General features: G+C 70.3%; 17 protein-coding genes and 1 tRNA gene. 16 read left to right on the forward strand and 2 right to left on the reverse strand.

Annotated features, from left to right (window positions below; all coding sequences use genetic code 11):
• Positions 1-53: 53 nt before the first annotated feature.
• The 14 genes from VF632_RS06940 (at position 54) to yihA (ending at position 13,969) form a co-directional block, all read left to right on the forward strand.
• On the forward strand, positions 54-686 hold the full coding sequence (locus VF632_RS06940) for a nucleotidyltransferase domain-containing protein (RefSeq protein ID WP_331022140.1): 633 nt from the start codon (positions 54-56) through the stop codon (positions 684-686).
• A complete protein-coding gene (locus VF632_RS06945; protein ID WP_331022141.1) occupies positions 680-1,108 on the forward strand; it encodes a hypothetical protein in 429 nt (142 codons plus the stop codon). The genes VF632_RS06940 and VF632_RS06945 overlap by 7 nt, the downstream gene beginning before the upstream one ends.
• Positions 1,109-1,297: 189 nt before the next feature.
• Positions 1,298-3,259 carry a molecular chaperone DnaK gene (dnaK, locus tag VF632_RS06950; protein WP_331022142.1) on the forward strand — a complete coding sequence of 654 codons (1,962 nt, stop codon included), beginning with the start codon at positions 1,298-1,300 and terminating at the stop codon, positions 3,257-3,259.
• Positions 3,260-3,730: 471 nt separating this feature from the next.
• Positions 3,731-5,302, forward strand: coding sequence for a Do family serine endopeptidase (locus VF632_RS06955; protein ID WP_331022143.1), 1,572 nt, complete (start codon positions 3,731-3,733; stop codon positions 5,300-5,302).
• 444 nt (positions 5,303-5,746) lie between these two features.
• Positions 5,747-6,352, forward strand: a complete 606-nt coding sequence (locus VF632_RS06960; protein WP_331022144.1) for a hypothetical protein — start codon at positions 5,747-5,749, stop codon at positions 6,350-6,352.
• The gene (locus tag VF632_RS06965; RefSeq protein WP_331022145.1) at positions 6,349-7,593 is read left to right on the forward strand and encodes a hypothetical protein; all 1,245 of its coding nucleotides are present in this window, start codon (positions 6,349-6,351) and stop codon (positions 7,591-7,593) included. The genes VF632_RS06960 and VF632_RS06965 overlap by 4 nt, the downstream gene beginning before the upstream one ends.
• Complete coding sequence (locus tag VF632_RS06970; protein WP_331022146.1) at positions 7,590-8,123, forward strand: hypothetical protein; 534 nt, start codon at positions 7,590-7,592, stop codon at positions 8,121-8,123. Before VF632_RS06965 ends, VF632_RS06970 begins: the two co-directional genes overlap by 4 nt.
• A gap of 68 nt (positions 8,124-8,191) precedes the next feature.
• Complete coding sequence (locus VF632_RS06975; RefSeq protein WP_331022147.1) at positions 8,192-8,440, forward strand: hypothetical protein; 249 nt, start codon at positions 8,192-8,194, stop codon at positions 8,438-8,440.
• Positions 8,441-8,625: 185 nt separating this feature from the next.
• Positions 8,626-9,726, forward strand: a complete 1,101-nt coding sequence (locus VF632_RS06980) for a 6-bladed beta-propeller (RefSeq protein ID WP_331022148.1) — start codon at positions 8,626-8,628, stop codon at positions 9,724-9,726.
• Positions 9,727-9,880: 154 nt separating this feature from the next.
• A tRNA-Leu gene (locus VF632_RS06985) sits at positions 9,881-9,961 on the forward strand.
• Between the two features lie 55 nt (positions 9,962-10,016).
• Positions 10,017-11,300 (forward strand): trigger factor, encoded by a 1,284-nt coding sequence (tig, locus tag VF632_RS06990; protein ID WP_331022149.1) that lies wholly within the window; start codon positions 10,017-10,019, stop codon positions 11,298-11,300.
• Positions 11,301-11,353: 53 nt separating this feature from the next.
• On the forward strand, positions 11,354-11,989 hold the full coding sequence (clpP, locus tag VF632_RS06995; protein WP_331022150.1) for an ATP-dependent Clp endopeptidase proteolytic subunit ClpP: 636 nt from the start codon (positions 11,354-11,356) through the stop codon (positions 11,987-11,989).
• Positions 11,990-12,038: 49 nt separating this feature from the next.
• Entirely contained in the window at positions 12,039-13,286 is a 1,248-nt protein-coding gene (clpX, locus tag VF632_RS07000) for an ATP-dependent Clp protease ATP-binding subunit ClpX (RefSeq protein ID WP_331022151.1), read from the forward strand.
• Entirely contained in the window at positions 13,283-13,969 is a 687-nt protein-coding gene (gene yihA, locus VF632_RS07005; protein ID WP_331022152.1) for a ribosome biogenesis GTP-binding protein YihA/YsxC, read from the forward strand. The genes clpX and yihA overlap by 4 nt, the downstream gene beginning before the upstream one ends.
• Positions 13,970-14,085: 116 nt before the next feature.
• Here yihA and VF632_RS07010 read toward each other — a convergent pair whose 3' ends face one another.
• The gene (locus VF632_RS07010) at positions 14,086-14,574 is read right to left on the reverse strand and encodes a DUF6174 domain-containing protein (RefSeq protein WP_331022153.1); all 489 of its coding nucleotides are present in this window, start codon (positions 14,572-14,574) and stop codon (positions 14,086-14,088) included.
• A 659-nt stretch (positions 14,575-15,233) separates the two neighbouring features.
• Positions 15,234-16,427 (reverse strand): CoA transferase, encoded by a 1,194-nt coding sequence (locus tag VF632_RS07015; RefSeq protein WP_331022154.1) that lies wholly within the window; start codon positions 16,425-16,427, stop codon positions 15,234-15,236.
• A 130-nt stretch (positions 16,428-16,557) separates the two neighbouring features.
• Between VF632_RS07015 and VF632_RS07020 the strand changes: the two genes are divergently transcribed.
• Positions 16,558-17,721 (forward strand): acyl-CoA dehydrogenase family protein, encoded by a 1,164-nt coding sequence (locus VF632_RS07020; RefSeq protein WP_331022155.1) that lies wholly within the window; start codon positions 16,558-16,560, stop codon positions 17,719-17,721.
• The gene (locus VF632_RS07025; RefSeq protein ID WP_331022156.1) at positions 17,721-19,307 is read left to right on the forward strand and encodes a PAS domain-containing sensor histidine kinase; all 1,587 of its coding nucleotides are present in this window, start codon (positions 17,721-17,723) and stop codon (positions 19,305-19,307) included. Before VF632_RS07020 ends, VF632_RS07025 begins: the two co-directional genes overlap by 1 nt.
• The last annotated feature ends 39 nt before the right edge of the window (positions 19,308-19,346 follow it).

The raw sequence follows: 19,346 nt of genomic DNA on the forward strand, positions 1-19,346 counted from the left end.
AATGGGGAACAAGACCCACAAACGGGGAACGAGCCCACTTCCGGGTACCAGCGATGCTCTTCCGAACTTTCGACGCCGTCCTCGGGTCCGTGGCAAAGGTCCGCATCCTTCGCGCGCTACTGCCGCTTTCATCCCCGGTGTCGGGGAACGAGGCCCGGCTGCTGGCGGGGATCCGGTCCAAGAGCGGAATGCGAGCCGCCCTCGACGAGTTGACGGACTTGGGCATTTTGGCATGCGACCAGACCCGGCGCATCCGGCTGTTTCGCGTGAACGGCGCCCACGAGCTCGTGGAGCCGTTGAGGGCCCTTTTTCGCGCCGAATCCACACGGCTGACGACACTTCGCGGACAGGTTCAGGACACTCTTGACAGGGCGGGGCTGGCGGAGCACACTCTGTCCGTCATCCTCTTCGGAAGCAACGCCCGGGGCGACGCCCGGCCGGCCAGCGACGTGGACCTGCTGGTCGTCACGTCGTCTCCGGCACACGCGGCGCCGGTGCTGGAGGCGCTCATGGAGGCGGTTCCCGGGTTTCAGGGTAGGCTCGGACTGCGGATTTCTCCCTACGTGCTGGACGAGAGCCGCGCCGTAGAACGGTACCGCGCCGGCGACCCGCTGATGCAGAACGTGCTTTCCGAAGGGCGTACGCTGTACGGAACCCCCTTTCACGAGATGGTCGGCGCATGGTAAGACTGGGCAGCACCACGACGGAAGACGTCTCGCGCGCGGCCAAGTACCTGTCCATCGGCCGCGCGCTGCACCGCAACAGCCAGGAGCTGGAGGCCATCAGCGAAACGCGTTACGGGAACGGGCTGGCCATCATCGCCATCCACGCCGCCATCGCCTACACCGACGCGCTCACGATCGCCTACCGGGGCATCAAGTCGCAGGATGGCGACCACTCGCGCGCCGCCGACGTGCTGGCCCATGCGCTGGGCCAGGACCGCGCGCACGCCGGGCATGTGGCCAAGCTGCGCGGAATCCTGCAGGCCAAGAGCGACGCCTCGTACAGCGGGCAGTACTACACGCTCGACGACGGGCGCCGCATCGTGCGCGAAACGACGGAGTTCGTCCGCTGGGCCGAAGAGATGCTGGCAAGGCGACCGTTCTGACGCTGCCACCCGCACGCTGCCAGGCGCGGCCAAAACGGCAGGAAAGCCGCCGCGATAGCAGGAAAAACCTGGAAAAACGTGGCATGTGCGTTGCCTTGTTCCCTGGCAGCGCTTGCGGGCGCCCCGGTGCTTGATGGCATCGCGAGGCGCCCTTGTTCGTCCCTGACACCCGAATCTGAAGGAGCACCCATGGCGAAGGTCATTGGGATCGATCTTGGAACCACCAACTCCGTGGTCGCCGTGATGGAAGGCGGCGATCCGGTAGTGATTCCCAACGCCGAGGGCGGCCGCACCACGCCCTCCGTCGTGGCGTTCACCAAGGACGGCGAGCGCCTCGTCGGCCAGGTGGCGCGCCGCCAGGCGATCACCAACCCCACCAACACGCTCTTCTCCATCAAGCGCTTCATGGGCCGCAAGGAGGCCGAGGTGAAGCAGGAGGAGAAGCTGGTTCCGTACAAGGTCACCGCGGGCCCCAACGGCCTGGCGCAGGTGGACGTGCCCAACGTGGGCAAGACGTTCACCCCGCCCGAGATCTCGGCGATGATCCTGCAGAAGATGAAGCAGACCGCCGAAGACTACCTGGGCCAGGGCGTCACGCAGGCCGTGATCACCGTGCCCGCGTACTTCAACGACGCCCAGCGGCAGGCCACCAAGGACGCCGGCAAGATCGCGGGCCTCGAGGTGCTGCGCATCATCAACGAGCCCACGGCGGCGGCGCTGGCGTACGGCCTCGACAAGAAGAAGGACGAGAAGATCGCCGTGTACGACCTGGGCGGCGGCACCTACGACATCTCCATCCTGGAGCTGGGCGAGGGCGTCTTCGAGGTGAAGGCCACCAACGGCGACACGCACCTGGGCGGCGACGACTTCGACCAGAAGGTCATCGAGTGGCTGGTGGAGGAGTTCCGTCGCGACCAGGGCATCGACCTGAGCAAGGACCCGATGGCGCTGCAGCGCCTGAAGGAAGCCGCCGAGAAGGCCAAGATGGAGCTGTCGACCACCATGTCGACCGACATCAACCTTCCTTTCATCACGGCCACGCAGGAAGGACCCAAGCACCTGAACGTCAGCCTCAGCCGCGCCAAGTTCGAGCAGCTGGTCGACGACCTGGTGCAGCGCACCAGGGCGCCGATGGAGCAGGCGCTCAAGGACGCCGGCCTTTCCAAGGGCGACATCGACGAAGTGATCCTGGTGGGCGGCAGCACACGCATCCCCAAGATCCAGGAAGTGGTCAAGGAGTTCTTCGGCAAGGACCCGCACCGGGGCGTGAACCCCGACGAGGTGGTGGCCGTGGGCGCCGCCATCCAGGGCGGCGTGCTGGCCGGCGAAGTGAAGGACGTGCTGCTGCTCGACGTGACCCCGCTGTCGCTGGGCATCGAGACGCTGGGCGGCGTGTTCACCAAGCTGATCGAGCGCAACACGACGATCCCCACCAAGAAGTCGGAGACGTTCTCGACGGCCGAGGACAGCCAGACCACGGTGGAGATCCACGTGCTCCAGGGCGAGCGCGAGATGGCGATGTACAACAAGACCATCGGCAAATTCCAGCTGACGGGCATTCCGCCGGCACCCCGCGGCATGCCGCAGGTAGAGGTGACGTTCGACATCGACGCGAACGGCATCCTTCACGTGTCGGCCAAGGACCGCGCCACGGGCAAGGAGCAGAAGATCCGCATCGAGGCCTCGTCGGGCCTGTCGGAGAGCGAGATCGACAAGATGGTGAAGGACGCCGACGCCCACGCGGCCGAGGACAAGGAGCGCCGCGAGCAGGTGGAGGCGCGCAACCAGCTCGACTCGCTGGTCTACACGGTCGAGAAGGACTCCAAGGAGTGGGAGGACAAGCTCGACGACGCCGCCAAGGAGGCGCTGAACACCGCGCTGGAGCGTGCGCGCAAGGCGCTCAAGCAGGACGACATCGGCGAGGTGCGCGGCGCGGCCGAGGGGCTGAACCAGGCCTTCATGGCGGCGGGCTCCGCGATCTACCAGGCCCAGCAGGCGGCCAGCCCCGGTGCGGACGCCGGCTTCAGCGGCGGCGCCACGGCGGGAGCGGGCTTCGACGGTGACGCCACGGCCACCGCGGGCTCCGGTGCCCGCGCCAACGACGACGTGGTCGAGGCCGACTACGAAATCGTGGACGACGACAAGCGCTGATCGCTCGCGACAGCGAATGACAGGGCATTCGGCCCCGCTTCCCGAGCATCGGAAGCGGGGCCGATCTCTTGCAGGCGCTCCTCGGTCGCAGGGACGCATCACTCGGCCCTGCTGGGGCGACTGAAGTCGCGGCAACAAGGGCCCAAAGTCCGCCTGCGCGGACTGCACGGGCGAGTCGAGTGCGCGAGGCCAGCCGGAGCGCATCGAAGGTCTCCCTCTCCCCTGCGCAGCGGGGAAGAGGACCGGGGAGAGCGGGCTCCCCGCGGCATGCGCCGACACTCGTCGAACCTCGCGCGAAGTTCTCCCCTCTCCGCACGTAGTTTGTGCGGGGAGGGGCCGGGGGAGGGGCAACCGGTGAGGTGTCCAGCCTGAATATGACGACCGGGGCCACCCTAACCCCCGCCTAATCGCCGGGCCCTGTCGCGCGCGGTGCAGATGCGGGATGTTGGATTCGGCCAGGACCCGACACGAATGAAGAACGACCAGGAAAACACGATGCTCGATCCCGTACGTGCCAAGCTCAGGATGATCGGCGTCACCGCCGGCGCATTCGCCGGCGGCGTCCTCGTGGCCAGCGGCCTGGACTGGACCACCCGCTCGCACGCGTCGCTCCTGCAGACCACGGGGCGCCCCCCCGCGTCGGAGGTGCGCCCCGTCCAGGAGCTCAGCCAGGCCTTCATCACCATCGCCGAATCGGTGACCCCGGCCGTCGTTTCCATCGAGACGGAGCGCGCCCCAGGCAGGTCCCGCCGCGGCGGCGACGAGGGAGACGAGGAAGGCGGCGAGCGCGGCCAGGGCATGCCCTTCCCGTTCCCCTTCCCCATGCCCGAGGGGCACCCCGACATGCCGCAGCAGGCCAGCGGCTCCGGCTTTCTGATCACCGAAGACGGGTACGTGGTCACCAACAACCACGTGGTGGCCGACGCCGACCAGATCACCGTGGTGCTGGCCGACAACCGGCACCTGCGCGCCCGGCTGGTGGGCCGCGACCCGCTGACCGACATCGCCGTCATCAAGGTGGAGGGAACGGGCTTTCCCGCGGTGCGCATCGGCCGGTCGGAGGGGGTGCGGATCGGCGAGTGGGTGCTGGCCATCGGCAACCCGCTGGACCTGGGCACCACCGTCACCTCGGGCATCGTCAGCGCGCAGGGCCGCTCGCTGAACAACCTGATCGGGCAGAACGCGGGCGCGAACGGGCGGTGGGCCATCGAGGACTTCATCCAGACCGACGCCCCCATCAACCCCGGCAACTCCGGCGGCCCCTTGGTGAACCTGCGCGGCGAGGTGGTGGGGGTGAACTCGGCGATCGCGTCGCCCACCGGGTTCTACTCGGGGTACGGCTTCGCGGTGCCCATCGACCTGGCCCGCAAGGTGGCCGACGACCTGATCCGCTACGGCCGCGTGCGCCGGCCGGCCGTGGGCATCCAGGTGAGCAACGTGACGCCGGAGGACGCCGAGGTCTTCCGCCTGGAACGCATCGAGGGCGTGGTCATCCAGGACTTTCCGGATGACAGCCCGGCGCGCGAGGCCGGGCTGCGGCAGGGCGACGTGATCGTGGCGGTGGATGGAGCGCGGGTGCAGCGCGTGGGCCAGTTCCAGCGGCTGATCGCCACCCGCCGCCCGGGCGAGTCGGTGGCGCTGGACGTGATCCGCTACGGCGACCGCCGCCGGGTGGAGGTGAGGCTTTCCGAGGCGCCGGCCACCGCGCTGGAGGCCCCCGTCGCGCAGGCGCCCCGCGCCGCGGCGGGCGCGTCGAAGCTGGGGCTGGGCGTGCAGCCGATTTCCCCGGAGCTGGTGCGCCAGTACGACCTGGGCGGCCCCGCCGAGGGGCTGGTGGTGACCGACGTGGAGCGGATGAGCGTGGCCGCCCGCAACGGCGTGGGCGAGGGAACGCGCATCGTGGCGGTGGACGGGCAGGCGGTGCGCGACGTGGAGGGTTTCCGCCGGCTGGTGGAGCGCAAGGGCCCCGGGCAGGTGATCTCGCTTCGCATCCGCTTTCGCACGGGCGAGGGCAGCATCATCAACATCCGCCTGCCGGACTGACGTCTGGCGGGACGGACGGAATCGCGGCCCGGAGGCGAACCCTCCGGGCCGCATCTTTTTCCGGCATCGCGCTCGTCTCAACGGCGATACGTAACCCGCCACGGCAAGATTGCACCGCTCGCCCGCGGCGGAACGCCTGCCCCGCTCGCAACACGCGTCCCTTCAAGGTCCGGCGCGTCTACTCCGATTTACGCGCGATGGGAATTCTTCAGCCCCTGCCCGACAATGAACAGGTGTGACAACTCACCTCATGAGCCGTCACCCGGTGAACACGTCTCTTTCGTCTACGATTTGCGTTCGGAAAGAAATGCTTGACGCGTTCGGATGGCGACTTTAATGTGTTTAGCCAGGTCGGTGTGGCTGCCGAACGATGAATTACCGTTGCGCGCTTTATGAGTCACCACGGTTGGAACGCCTTCTTCTGACCATCTCCCGCAAGACATCATGGCCACCCTTGGAAACACGATAGATCTGGCCCGCCCCGAAGCTGATCTTCAAACCAGCCAGTCCCGTGGGGCGCGGCTCGCGGAACTGTCGCCTGCGCGGTTCCGGCTGCTCCTGCTCGGCATCGCGGCCGCCGCTTCGGCCATGGCCGCGGAGGGCGTGCAGTCCTTCGCCGAGCTGGCCGAGCGCAACGCCGTCTCGCATGCCCGGATGAACGCCACGTCCCCCCTTCCCTATCGTACGCCGCTCCCCGCGCTTCACGCCCTGGCTCCCGCCGCGGGTGAAGGCGTGCGCGTGCTGGTGCGCGCGGACTCGGCGGGGCCTGGAGCGGAGGCGCTGTGCACGCTGGCCCGCGCGGGCGGGAGCCAGGCGGACGTGCGATGGGTAGCGCTCTCGAGCGCGGTGGAGCCGTGCATCGCGACCGCCGTCGGGTCTGCCCTGGTGCGCGCCGGAGCGCCGGCCGCCGCCGAGCTGGGCGCGGCGCGGTGGGTGGTGCTGGATGCGGGCGGCGCGGCGCTGTACAGCGGCCGCGCGGCGCCGTCTCCTCAGCGTTTGCTTACGACCGCGGCCCTTCTGGCGCCCGCCGGCCCGGAGCCCCGCACGTGAGGCGGGGGATGGTGATGCTGGGCGCCGCCGCGGCGGTGGCTGCGATCGCGGCGCTTGCCGCCTTCCGCCGCAGCGGGCGCATGGACGCGGAGCTCGCGTCCGTCTTCTTCGCCGCGCCGGTACAGGTTCGCCTGGCCGCGGACCGCGCGCTGCCGCCCGCATCCGGCGAGCCGCGCGACGTCGATGCCTCGGGGCGCGTGCTGAGGATCGACGGCGACGAAGATGGATTCGGCCGTATCGCGGACCTGGCGCGCAACCGAGGCGGCGACACGCTGTACGTGCTGGACGGAATGGCGAAGTCGGTCGCGGCGTTCGACGCAGGCGGGCGCTGGCTCTTTGCGTTCGGCGGCGAGGGCGGCGGCCCGGGCGAGTTCCGCGACCCGGCGGCGGTGATGGTGCTTCCGTGGAGCGGCGAGATGGCGGTGTGGGACCTGGCGACCCAGCGGCTGGCGATCCACACCTCAGCGGGAAAGGAGACGCGGGCGCTGAAGCCGGCGGGGGGCGCGGACGAGCTGGTGCACCGGCTGGAGGCGGTGGACGGGGGCTTCGTCGCGGAGCTTCGCTCCAACCCGCTGCGGGTGGGGGCAGCGGCGCAGCGAGGCAGGCTGGTGGCGATGGACACCGCCAGCCGCATGACCGCCACGCTCCTGCGCTTCGCCCTCCCCGGCGTCGATGCCACCCATCGCGAAAGCGCGGCGGGACGCAGCAGCGTCACCACCTGGCTGAAGCCGCCCACCTGGTCTCCCGAGCCGCGGTGGGACGCCCTGCCGGACGGCACCGTCGTCTTTGCGCCGGGGGGCCCGGACGAGGCATATCGGGTGGACCGTTCCGGCCGCGCCGTTCGGCTTCACCGCCCCCTGCGGCCCGCCGGGGTCACGCGCCAGGACCGGCTCCGCAACCTGGACGGCCTGCGGCAGCGCCGGATGATCGCGTCGCCCGGCACCTCGCTCGCCGTGCTGGAACCGCTGAACCGCCGGTTCTACGCCGCCGTGCGCCCCTCGGTGACCGGCGTGCTCGCCGGGCCCGCCGGCGCGGTGTGGACGCGCGGGTTCGACACGGGCGAAAGCTGGCGGGGGTTCAGCCGGGTGTGGAACGTGGCGGCCGATGCAGGCGCCGTGCGCCGCGTGCGCCTGCCCGCCGGGTTCGAACCGCTCCAGGCGGAGGGCGGAGTGATCTACGGCGTGAGCACCGACAGCCTGCAGGTGGAGCGGGTGGAAGCGTACCGCATGGAGGAACGATGAAACGATGGCTTCCGGGGCTGGCCACGGCGGCGCTGGTGGCGGTGCTGCTGTGGAGCGGGGTGAAGACCGCGCGCGCGGCCGCCGCGCTGGCCGCGGCGCCGGGTGCCGGAGAGCGGGCCGGGCTCGTGGAGCCCGTGAACACCCCCGTGCGCGCCACCGCGCCCGGCCTGGAGACCATCGCCGCCGCGGAGCGGGCCCTGGTGTTCGTGTACGCGCCCGACTGCGCCGTGTGCCACGCCAACATGGCCAACTGGACGGACCTGGTGGCCGACCTGCGGGGCGGCCCCGTGCGACTGTTCGCCATCGCACCTTCCGGCACGCCGGCCGCGCTGGCCTACTGGGGCGCGCTTTCGCGCGAAGTGCAGATCATCACCGGGACCCCGGCGCAGGTGCACGGGGCGTTCGGGGTGGGTTCTACACCCGCGACGCTGCTGGTGGAGCGCGGCGTCGTGCGGGGAAAGGTGACCGGCTCCCTCACAGGGGCCGCGCGACGGCAGGTCCGCGCATTCGCGGGCCTTTCGCAATCATGACGGTATCCATCATCGCCACACGGACCCGGCCGGGGCCCACATTCATCTCTCGGACAGAGGAACAGACCATGAACCAGCAGAACCGGCGTCTTCGGCAACTCAAGATCGCGCTCCTGTCGCTGTTCGCCGCGGCGGCGCTCCTTGCCTCCCCGCGGCTGGCCCAGCGCGTGTACGCGCAGGACACCACGTGCTCGGCGAACTGCAGAAACGGCTCGTGCTCCGGCACAGGCAACTGCACCTGCAGCTGCAGCTTCTGGACGGGTACCCCCACCTGCACCTGCCAGACCGACGTAACGCCCCCGCCGACCGGCGGCTGAGCCGTAGCGGATCCACCATCATTCCCCACCCCCGGCCGGGCATGGGGCTTTCCGAAACGGTCCGACAGCATCCAGGGGTACTCATGCATCGTTCATTGATTTTCGCCACTCTCGGCCTCCTTGCCGCATGCGGCCGGGGCGAGCCATCGCAGGCATTGCGGGTAGACACGCTGCCAAACGGCACCGTGCGCGTCAAAAACCCCGAGCAGGGATTGTGGGCCGGCGCCAGCGCCTGGCGCGCCGTCGAAGACCTGCGCCTGGGCGCCGCCGACGGTGGCGGGGCCGACGTGTTCGCGTTTCCCGCCGCGCTGGAGGCGGACGCCGCGGGCCGGCTGTACGTGCTGGATGCGCAGGCGGCCCAGGTGCGCGTGTTCGGCCCCGACGGGACCCACGTGCGCAGCCTGGGGCGGCAGGGGCAGGGTCCGGGAGAGCTGTCGCAGCCCATCGGCTTCGCCCTGGCGCCCGACGGGGCGGTCTGGGTGGTGGACCCGGCAAACCGGCGATACACGGTGTGGGACAGCACGGGCGCCCTGCGCGAGTCGGTGCCCCGCCAGAACGACTTCGCCATGGTTCCCTGGCCGGGCCGTTTCGACCGCCGCGGGCGGCTGTGGGACGTCGGCCCGGGCTCCGGCCGGGCGGGCGCGGGGCCCACGCTGCTGCGGCGCGACGGCGTGGCGGCGGCTGGCGCGGTGATTCCGCTTCCCTCGGTGTCGCCCGAACAGTTCACCACCCATAACGGTCCCGTAGCCTCCACCGCACCAGTACCATTCTCGCCTCGTTTGGAATGGGCGCTGGATCCCGACGGGCGCGTCTGGTCCGGCGTCACGGGGAGCTACCGCCTGGCCCAGTGGCAGCCCGGAGGCGACACCCTGCGCGTCGTGGAGCGGGAGGCCGCGCCGGTACCCGTGTCCGACGCCGAGCGCGACTCGGTGCCGGCGCAGCTCAAGTGGTTCACCGACCAGGGCGGAAAGGTGGACCTGTCGCGCGTGCCCCGGAACAAGCCCGCGTTCGCCTCGATGTCTACCGACGACCGCGGGTGGGTGTGGGTGCGCCCCTCGGTTCCGGCCGGCACGAGCGGCACGCCGCTGGACGTGTTCGACCCCGAAGGCCGCTACCACGGGCGGGTGGCCCTTCCCATCCTGGTGATGGAAGGCATGCCCCTCGTGGTCCGGGGCGACCGCATCTATGCCGTCACCCTGAGCGACGCGGGGGTACCCCAGGTGGTGCGGTACCGTCTCCAGGGGCGCACCGCGGGGGCCGCGGAGCGGAAGGTGGCCGCCCGGTAGCGCCCGGGGCGGAACGCAACGTCGCGCCACACGCGGCCCGGGCACAGCGCCCGGGCCGCCTTTCCGTTCCGCCGATCCCGGGGAAGTCGTCCCTCGTGCGCACCTTCGGTTGACCCTCCCATACGCGGGGTCTATATTTTCCCGTTCGTCCCGCGCGAAAGTGGCGGAATGGTAGACGCGCTGGTCTTAGGAACCAGTGGCTCAGGCCGTGGGGGTTCGAATCCCCCCTTTCGCACCTCGCATACAGCAACGCTTCAGCAGATAGATTCAGCCGGATGTCCGAGACCACCATGCCCAGCACCGATCTGCAGATCGACGCCCAGGAAACGGGCGCCTGCACGCGCAAGCTTTCCGTCACCGTGCCGCCGGAGCGCGTCCGCCGCGTGCGGCAGTCGGTGGCGTCGCGCATCGCCAACTCCGTGCGCATGCCCGGCTTCCGCAAGGGCAAGACGCCGGCGTCCATCGTCGAAAAGCAGTTCGGCCAGGCCATCGAGCAGGAGACGGTGGAAAAGGTGATCCAGGAGGCCTACCGCGAGGCGCTGGAGTCCGGCGACCACCGGCCCATCGAGCAGGGGCAGGTCGACAACGTTCACTACCACGCCGGCGGCGAGCTTCACTTCGAGGTCACCTTCGAGGTGAACCCCACCCTGGAGCTGTCGCGCATCGACGGATTCCAGGTGGTGCGCCCGGCCGACGTGGTGGGCGACGAGGAGGTGGACGCGGTGCTCGAGCGGCTGCGCCAGGACCGCGGCACGCCCGCCCCCGTGGACGGCACCCCCGACTACGGCGACCAGGTGCAGGTGGAGATCACCCAGCTCGACGCCGAAGAAGAGGCCGAGGCCAGCAACTACCGCTTCGAGCTGGGCGAGGGGCAGGCCATCCCCGACATCGAGGCCGCCATCATGACGCTGGCCCCGGGCGGGGAGGGCGAGTTCACCGTCACCTTCCCCGAGGACTTCGCCGACGAGGCGCAGCGCGGCAAGCAGGAGCGCCTGCACATTCGCCTGGTGGATGCGCAGCGCAAGGAGCTGCCGGCGCTGGACGACGAGTTCGCCAGGGGGCTGGGCGACTTCGAGAGCATGGACGCGCTGCGCGAGCGGGTGCGCAACGACCTGGCCGAGGATGCCAAGCGCCGCGCCGACCAGGCAGAGCGTGACGGGCTGATCGGCCAGATCGTGGACGCCAACCCCTTCGACGTGCCGGGGAGCATGGTGGAGCGCTACCTGGACTACATGACGGGCGACGTGCCCGACGAGAGCGGAAAGCGCCCCGCGCGGGGTGGCGAGGAGCAGGAACGGATCTCGCAACTGCGCACCTTCATGCGGCCGCAGGCCGAGGCGGGGCTCCGGCGGATGATGGTGGTGGAGCACCTGGCCGACCGCGAGGGGCTGCGTGCCACCGCCGACGACGTCGACGCGCGCGTGGAGCAGCTGGCCGAAAAGGCGGGCCGCTCGCCCAGCGACGTGTGGGTGGAGCTGGAGCGTTCCGGCCAGATGCAGGCGCTGGAATCGGAGATCACCGAGGAAAAGGTGTTCGAGCACCTGCGGTCGCGGAACACCGTTTCGCACGGCTGACGCGGCATCCGCGGGCGCGAAACCTTCATTTCAAGAAAGCAGAAGACCAGCACATGGCCATTTTTCCGCCGTACGTGATCGAGCGGTCCAGCCGCGGCGAGCGCAGCTACGACATCTTCAGCCGCCTGCTGATGGACCGCATCGTCTTTCTGGGCAGCGCGGTCGACGACACGGTGGCCAACATCATCATCGCGCAGCTCCTTTTCCTGGACGCCGACAACCCGGAAAAGGACATCTACCTGTACATCAACTCCCCGGGCGGGGTGGTGACGGCGGGGCTGGCCATCTACGACACCATGCAGTACATCCGCTCGCCGGTGCACACCATCTGCATCGGCGGGGCGGCCAGCATGGGCGCCATCCTGCTCGGGGCGGGCGCCAAGGGCAAGCGCAGCGCGCTTCCCAACGCGCGGATCATGCTTCACCAGCCGTCGGGCGGCAGCCAGGGCAACGCGGCCGACATCGAGATCGCGGCCCGCGAGATCCTGGGGATCCGTGACAAGCTCAACAAGATCCTTTCGCACCACACGGGGCAGACGGAGGAGCGCGTGGCGACCGACCTGGACCGCGACCGCTACATGTCGCCCGAAGAGGCAAAGGAATACGGCCTGATCGACGAGGTGATCAGCCATGGCGGCAAAACGCCGCTGGTGGCGGTGACCCACGAGACGGCCGAGACGGGCTCCTGATTTCCGGGAGCCCCGTCTCCCCCCTTTCATTTCTCCAGCAGGTTCAGGCATGCCCAGCGACAAGCATCTCCGCTGCTCGTTCTGCGGAAAATCCAAGGACTCGGTGAAGCGGTTCATCTCCGGGCCCTCGGTGTACATCTGCAACGAGTGCATTTCGCTCTGCAACGAGATCCTGGCCGAGGAGGAGATCAAGGAGGCCACCAGCGCCGCCACGCCGGTTCCCACGCCGCTGGAGATCAAGGAGGTGCTGGACCAGTACGTGGTGGGGCAGGAGCAGGCCAAGAAGTCGCTGTCGGTGGCGGTGTACAACCACTACAAGCGGGTGAACAACCACGGGGTGATGGACGAGGTGGAGCTCGACAAGAGCAACATCATGCTCATCGGCTCCACGGGCGTGGGGAAGACGCTGCTGGCCCAGACGCTGGCGCGCGTGCTTCACGTGCCGTTCACCATCGTCGACGCCACCACGCTCACCGAGGCGGGGTACGTGGGCGAGGACGTGGAGAACATCCTCGTCCGCCTGCTGCAGGCCGCCGACTTCAACGTGGCCGAGTGCGAGCGGGGCATCATCTACGTCGACGAGATCGACAAGATCGCCCGCAAGAGCGAGAACCCCTCCATCACCCGCGACGTCAGCGGCGAGGGGGTGCAGCAGGCGCTGCTGAAGATCCTGGAGGGGACCACGGCCTCCGTTCCGCCGCAGGGGGGGCGCAAGCACCCGCAGCAGGAATACATCCAGATCAACACCAAGCACATCCTGTTCATCTGCGGCGGCGCCTTCGACGGGCTCGAGAAGATCATCGAGGCGCGGCGCGGCAAGCGGCAGATCGGCTTTGGCGCCAAGGCCGACGCGCGCGACACCGACAGCAAGGACGCCAACCCGTTCCGCGACGTGGAGCCCGAAGACCTGCTGCGCTTCGGGCTGATCCCCGAGCTGGTGGGCCGCCTTCCGGTGATGGTGACGCTGGAGAACCTGGACGAGGATGCGCTGGTTCGCATCCTGACCGAGCCGAAGAACGCGCTGGTCAAGCAGTACCAGAAGATCTTCGGGATGGACGGCGTGGGGATCACCTTCGACCCGGCGGCCATCCGGGCCATCGCGAAGCAGGCCATCGAGCGGGGAACCGGCGCCCGCGGCTTGCGCGCGGTGATCGAGAACCTGATGCGCGACATCATGTTCGACATCCCCAGCCGTCAGGACGTGCGCGAGGTGGTGGTCACCCCCGAGTGCGTCACCGAGGCCGTGCCGCCGCTGCTGGTGCTGGCGCCCGAGCCGCGGCGGAAGAAGGAAGCGTGAGGATCAAGTCGGTCGAGTTCGCCGGGGCCATCGGACAGCTGGGGCAGGCGCCTCCCGAGAGCGCGCGGGGAATGCCGCAGGTGGCGTTCTCCGGCCGGTCAAACGTGGGCAAGTCGTCGCTCATCAACCGGCTGCTGGGGCGCACGCGAACCGCCATCGCCCGCGTGTCGCAGCAGCCCGGCAAGACGCAGGAGATCAACTTCTACCACGTCCGCTCGGACCTGGGCGACTTCTTTCTGGTGGACCTGCCCGGCTACGGCTACGCCCGGGTGCCCGACGCCCTGCGCAAGAAGTGGGAGGGGGTCATCCACGGCTTCATCTCCACCGCCAAGGACCTGGCCGGCGTCGTTCAGCTCATCGACCTGCGCACCGGCCCGTCGCCCGACGACCTGCGTTCGGTGGACTACCTGGCCGAGCTGGGCATTCCCGTGCTGTTCGCCTTCACCAAGGCCGACAAGCTGAACAAGACCAAGCGCGAGGAGCAGTTCGCCGCCTCGGTGCGCAAGCTCGACATCACCCCCGACCAGGCCATCGCCTTTTCGGCGCTGAACGGCGAGGGGCGCGACGAACTGCTGGAAACGCTGGGTGCCCTCCTCTTCCCCGCGCCGGACGATGCCGCGGAAGACGGCGGCCCGGCGGAGGATCCTGGCGAGGGCGAAGGTTCCGCGCTGATCCCGGTCTAAAAACCGAAAAGCATCACGCAGAGGACGCAGAGAAAAAGGAGAGGACGCAGAGGCTGGCCGAGCCCTCTGCGTCCTCTCTGTCTTCTCTGCGTCCTCTGCGTGAAACGGCCGTTCCATCAGCTCGCCGGCGTCAGGGCGAAATCGCTGATGAACACGATCCGCTGGTCGTTGCTGGCGCCGCCTTTCACGGCGACGTTGATGATCTCGGGAAAGCCCTTCGCGTCGTCGTAGCCCACCTGCAGCACGTTCGCGTCACGGTCGATGGCGTCCTCGATCACCTCGAACAGCTCGTCGACGGTGTCGTACGGGCCGAACACCTCGGCGGACGCGGCGACCGATGGGTCCGCCGCGTTGGCCTTCTCGTAGATGCGGCTGACGGGCTGACCGTTCTTCACGGTGACCAAGACCGGGGCCAGCGACGTTCCGGCCGCGCAGTAGCACTGCAGCTCCACCGTGAACGTGTACGAGGGGCCGCCCTCGCGGGCCCACAGGGCGCGGGCCCGGGCGAGCTCTTCGCGCTGGAACTGGTCGTTGTCGAACGGGTTGTCGCAGCCTGCGGCCGCAACGGCCAGCAGCAGCGCGACGGCGAGCTTGCGGATCTTCATCAGACGCTCCGTGGGGCTAGGGTCACGCCGGCCGGGCTCCCGCCCACGCCGTCGGTCGTGTTTCGTCATCCAGGCCGGCGGTGCCGGCGCCGCGCACCATACCACCCGCTCGCCGCGCGGTTCCCTTTCGGTGGCCGCGGCACCTCTGCAACGCACGACGGTGCTGCATCGTGACGCGGAGGCGCCCTACCCAAGGCCTCGGCTCCGTCGGGCGAATGGATTCGCTGCAACGACTACACGAAGTCCGCCTTCGCGGACTGGCTTGTTCTCGTGTGAGGAGGACCGTGTGGCGCGCCCGAGCATGGTGCAGTTCTCCCCCTCTCCCGCTTGCGGGAGAGGGGGCCGGGGGGAGAGGGCAGCCGGGAAATGCACCGCCGATCTCGAATCGCGCCGTCCGCCGCCAGGGTCCTGGTCCGGGCATGCCGACGGGTCACAATGTCGTGGCCTCGGCCCGGTCGGGCGAATGAATTCGCTGCAACGACCACACGAAGTCCGCCTTCGCGGACTGGCCTGTTTTCGTGTCAGGAGGACCGTGTGGCGCGCCCGGTGTGTGTGGCGGATCCCTCGGTCGCTGCGGAGTATCGGTGTGGCGCAGGTTGCCCGTGGCCGCTCCGTCGGGATGACAAATCGCGCTTCGGCAGGTGCGGTGCGCGTGCGGTTTACCCGCTCTTGGGCCGGGTGCCCCACCCCTCCCGCGCCACGTCGTCCGTGTGCTCTCCCAGCGCGGGTGCGGCGTGGTGCAGGCCCGCAGGGGTGCGGTCCAGGCGCAGGGGCGAGGCGATTGTATCCACAGATCCGTAGCCGGCGCCCTCCATCGGCCAGAGGCCCGCGCGCTGCAGGAGGACGGGGTCGCGCAGCGCCTCGCTTACTGTCTGCACGGGGGCGCAGGGCACGCCGGCCGCCTCCATCCGCCCCAGCCACTCCGCCGCCGGTGCGCCGCGGAAGAGGGCGGCCAGCACGGGGACGAGTTCGTCGCGGTGCTCCACGCGGCCCGGGTTGGTGGCGAAGCGGTCGTCGTCGCGCAGGGCGTCCGCGCCGATCGCCTCGCATAGCCGCCGCCACTGCGCGTCATTGCCCACGGCCACCACGAACGCGCGGTCCGCCGCGTCGAACGCCTGGTAGGGGACGATCGTAGCGTGCGCGTTTCCCCAGCGCCGCGGCTCGCGCCCGGTGACCAGCGCCGCCTGCGTGACGTTCACCAGTCCTGCGAGCGCGGAATCGAAGAGCGACACCTCCACCCGCTGCCCGCGCCCCGACGCCGCACGCTCCGCCAGCGCCGCGAGGATGGCGATCGTGGCGTTCTGACCCGTCAGCACGTCCACCACCGCCACGCCCACCTTGGCCGGCGCGCCGCCGGGCTCGCCCGTGATGGCCATCCACCCCGCCCGCGCCTGCACCGCGAAGTCGTAGCCGGGCCGCCCCGCCTCTGGCCCGTCGCCTCCGTATCCCGTCACCGAGCAGTAGATCAGGCCAGAATTCTCTGCCGAGAGGTCCTCGTATCCCAGCCCCCAGCCGTACATCATCCCCGGCGCGTAGTTCTCCACCAGCACGTCGGCCTCGCGCGCCAAGCCGCGGACGAGCGCGCGGCCGTCATCGCCCTTCAGGTCTACCGCGGCCGAGCGCTTGTTGCGGTTGACGCACAGGTAGTAGGCCGATTCGCGGCCCTGCGGCCCATCCGCCCAGGGCGGGCCCCACGCGCGGGTGTCGTCACCGGCGCCGGGGCGCTCTATCTTGATGACCTCCGCGCCCAGGTCGCCCAGCGTCATGGTGCACAGCGGGCCCGCCAGCACGCGGGTAAGGTCCAGCACGCGGACGCCGGACAGGGGGCCGCGCGGACGATCGGGATCGGGCATGGGATGGACACGGATCGGAGGAAACGGGGCCGAAGCGTAGCCCCGCGGCCGAGGCGCTGCAAGCGCGGCGGGCACACATCGTGTAAGTTGGCGCGGGGCGGACGACGATTCGGCGAAACCGGGGCGGCTGATGGCGGAACTGGCATCGGGGCGGCTGGCGCGGCTGGTGGGCGCGGCGCGGGAAATCGCGGACACGGTGATCGCGCCCAGCGCCGAGCGCGAGGATCACGAAGCGCTCTGGCCGGCCGAGTCCATGCGCGCCCTGGGCGACGCCGGGCTGCTGGGGCTGAACGTTCCCGAGGCGCTGGGCGGCCACGGCGAGGGGCTGGTGGGGCTGGTGGCCGTGTCGGAGACGCTGGCGTCGCAGGGCGCATCCACCGCCATGTGCTTCGCCATGCACTGCGTGGGCACGGCGGTGATCGCCGCCAAGGCCACCGACTGGCAGAAGGAGGCGTACCTGCGCCCCATCGCCCGGGGCGAGCACGTCACCACGCTGGCGCTCAGCGAGCCCGGCACCGGCGTTCACTTCTACGTTCCCGAAACCCGGATCGCGGCCGACCGCGACGACTTCCTGGTGACGGGGATCAAGAGCTTCGTTACCAACGGCGGGCAGGCGCAGTCGTACGTCGTCTCCACCCGCGCCGCGGACGACGCGGGCGGCGAGGGCAGCTTTTCGTGCGTGCTGGTGGACGAGGGCACGCCGGGGCTGGAGTGGTCGGAACCGTGGCACGGGCTGGGGATGCGGGGCAACAGCTCGCGGTCCGCCACGATGAACGGGGTGCGCGTGCCCTGGCACAACCTGCTCGGTGAAGAGGGCGACCAGCTGTGGTACGTGTTCGAGGTGGTGGCGCCCTACTTTCTGATGGCGATGGCGGGCACCTACCTGGGCGTGGCCGCCGCCGCGCTCGAAGCCGCGCGCGAGCACCTGGGCTCGCGCCGCCACTCGCACTCCGGTGAGCTGCTGGGGAGCCAGCCCGTGCTTTCTCACCGGTTGGGCGAGCTGTGGATCGAGGTGGAGCGCACCCGGCAGCTGGTGCACTCCGCCGCCCAGCGCGCGGACGCGGGCGAGCCCGGCGCGCTGCTGGGCGTGCTGGGGTGCAAGGCCGCGGCGGGGGAGACGGCGGTGCACGTGGCCAACGAGGCGATGACGCTGTGCGGCGGCATCGCCTACCGCGAGAACGCCCGCCTGTCGCGCATCCTTCGCGACGCCCGCGCGGCCCACGTGATGGCGCCCACCACCGACGTCCTCAAGACGTGGGTGGGACGCGCCCTGCTGAACCTGCCGCTGCTCTGATGGACGGGCCGCGCGCGCTGGTGCTGGCCGCGGGGGACGTTCCCTGGCGTTCGGCGCTCGGGGCCGGCGACGCCGTGCACCCGGGAGTCGCCAACGACAACCTGGCGGCGCAGGTGGAGGGGGCCGACGCGGCGTTCGTGGACGGGTCGCCACGCGAAGCGCTGGCCGTCGCGCGGCGGCTGCGGACGCTGGACCCCACGCTGCAGGCGGTGATCGTCGCCGAGGCGGGGAGGCGGACCGAAATGGAGCGGGCGCTGCTGTTCGCCCCCGGGCTGGGCGAGCTGTGGGTGGTGGAGCCCGAGCAAGTGGACGCCGACCTGCTGCGCCGCGCCGCCTCGGTGACCGCCCAGCGGCGCCGCTTCCGCGGGACGGAAAAGGCCGTGGCGCGCGACCTGGCCCGCGTGGAGCCCCGGCGCGGGGAGCGGGCGCTGGTGTCGGACGCGTTCCTGGCCGCGCTGCTCGACGTGCTGCCGGACCCGGTGGTGTCGCTGGACGACGACGGCAACGTGCTCTCGTGGAACCCCGCCGCCGAGGCCACCATCGGCCACGCCCGGGCCGACGCGCTGGGACGGCCGCTGCTGGACCTGCTGCGGCCGGAGCCGCGCGAGGACTTCGAAGCGCTGCTCGAGGCGGCGCGCAGGGGGGCCGCCCGGGGCGAGGTCACCTACCGCCGGCGCGCGGGCGAGCCCGCCGTGGGCGAGGTGGCCGTGGTGCCGGTGATGGCGTCGGGCCACAGCGTGCGCGCCCTGGTGCTTCACGACGTCACCCACCTGCGCGAAACGCAGTCGGAGCTGGAGGCGCAGGCGGGGGAGCTGGAAAGCCAGGCCGCCGAGCTGGAGATGGTGAACGTGGACCTGGCCGAGCGCTCCGCCGAGCTGGAGCGCGCGCTGGCCACGCGCAGCCGGTTCTACGCGGCCATGAGCCACGAGCTGCGCACGCCCATCAACGCGGTGATCGGCTACACCGAGCTGATCCTGGAGGGCATCTTCGGCCCCGTGGTGGAGCAGCAGCGCGACGCACTGGAGCGGTCGGCGCGGGCCGCGCGGCACCTGCTGGAACTGGTGAACGACGTGCTGGACCTGTCCAAGATCGAGGCGGGCCGCATCGAGGTAGAGGTGGAGGAGGTCGTTCCCGGCGACCTGGTGGCGGAGCTGATGGACACGGTGCGGCCGATGGCCGAGGAGAACGGCGTGGCGCTGGAGATGACGCCGGGCGGGTCGCCCTGCCTGCCGGTGGTCACCGATCCGCGGCGGGTGCGCCAGATCGTGCTGAACCTGCTCTCCAACGCCATCAAGTTCGGCGGCGGCAAGCCGGTGAGCGTGTCGTGCCGGGGGCTGGGCGACGGCGGGGTGGAGATCGTGGTGGCGGACCAGGGCCGCGGCATCGACCCGGCCGACCAGGCGCGCATCTTCGAGGAGTTCGTGCAGATCGACCGCCAATCGGGCACGGGCACGGGGCTGGGGCTGCCCATCTCGCGGCGGCTGGCGCAGCTCCTGGGCGGTTCCATCCGCGTGGCCTCCGCGCCCGGCCAGGGCAGCACCTTCACGCTGCGGCTGCCCGCGCGGGCCCCGGGTGGAGGGGCGTAAGGCAGGTTACTTGCTGGACAACGAGTGCCAAGTGACAAG

It is taken from the genome of Longimicrobium sp. (assembly GCF_036388275.1).
Lineage (GTDB): Bacteria > Gemmatimonadota > Gemmatimonadetes > Longimicrobiales > Longimicrobiaceae > Longimicrobium.

Bases quoted from the DNA above. Each gene is read 5' to 3' on its own strand.
- VF632_RS06940 (WP_331022140.1), top strand. From the start codon at position 54: ATGCTCTTCCGAACTTTCGACGCCGTCCTCGGGTCCGTGGCAAAGGTC.
- VF632_RS06945 (WP_331022141.1), top strand. From the start codon at position 680: ATGGTAAGACTGGGCAGCACCACGACGGAAGACGTCTCGCGCGCGGCC.
- dnaK (WP_331022142.1), top strand. From the start codon at position 1,298: ATGGCGAAGGTCATTGGGATCGATCTTGGAACCACCAACTCCGTGGTC.
- VF632_RS06955 (WP_331022143.1), top strand. From the start codon at position 3,731: ATGAAGAACGACCAGGAAAACACGATGCTCGATCCCGTACGTGCCAAG.
- VF632_RS06960 (WP_331022144.1), top strand. From the start codon at position 5,747: ATGGCCACCCTTGGAAACACGATAGATCTGGCCCGCCCCGAAGCTGAT.
- VF632_RS06970 (WP_331022146.1), top strand. From the start codon at position 7,590: ATGAAACGATGGCTTCCGGGGCTGGCCACGGCGGCGCTGGTGGCGGTG.
- VF632_RS06975 (WP_331022147.1), top strand. From the start codon at position 8,192: ATGAACCAGCAGAACCGGCGTCTTCGGCAACTCAAGATCGCGCTCCTG.
- tig (WP_331022149.1), top strand. From the start codon at position 10,017: ATGCCCAGCACCGATCTGCAGATCGACGCCCAGGAAACGGGCGCCTGC.
- clpP (WP_331022150.1), top strand. From the start codon at position 11,354: ATGGCCATTTTTCCGCCGTACGTGATCGAGCGGTCCAGCCGCGGCGAG.
- clpX (WP_331022151.1), top strand. From the start codon at position 12,039: ATGCCCAGCGACAAGCATCTCCGCTGCTCGTTCTGCGGAAAATCCAAG.
- VF632_RS07010 (WP_331022153.1), bottom strand. From the start codon at position 14,574: ATGAAGATCCGCAAGCTCGCCGTCGCGCTGCTGCTGGCCGTTGCGGCC.
- VF632_RS07015 (WP_331022154.1), bottom strand. From the start codon at position 16,427: ATGCCCGATCCCGATCGTCCGCGCGGCCCCCTGTCCGGCGTCCGCGTG.
- VF632_RS07020 (WP_331022155.1), top strand. From the start codon at position 16,558: ATGGCGGAACTGGCATCGGGGCGGCTGGCGCGGCTGGTGGGCGCGGCG.
- VF632_RS07025 (WP_331022156.1), top strand. From the start codon at position 17,721: ATGGACGGGCCGCGCGCGCTGGTGCTGGCCGCGGGGGACGTTCCCTGG.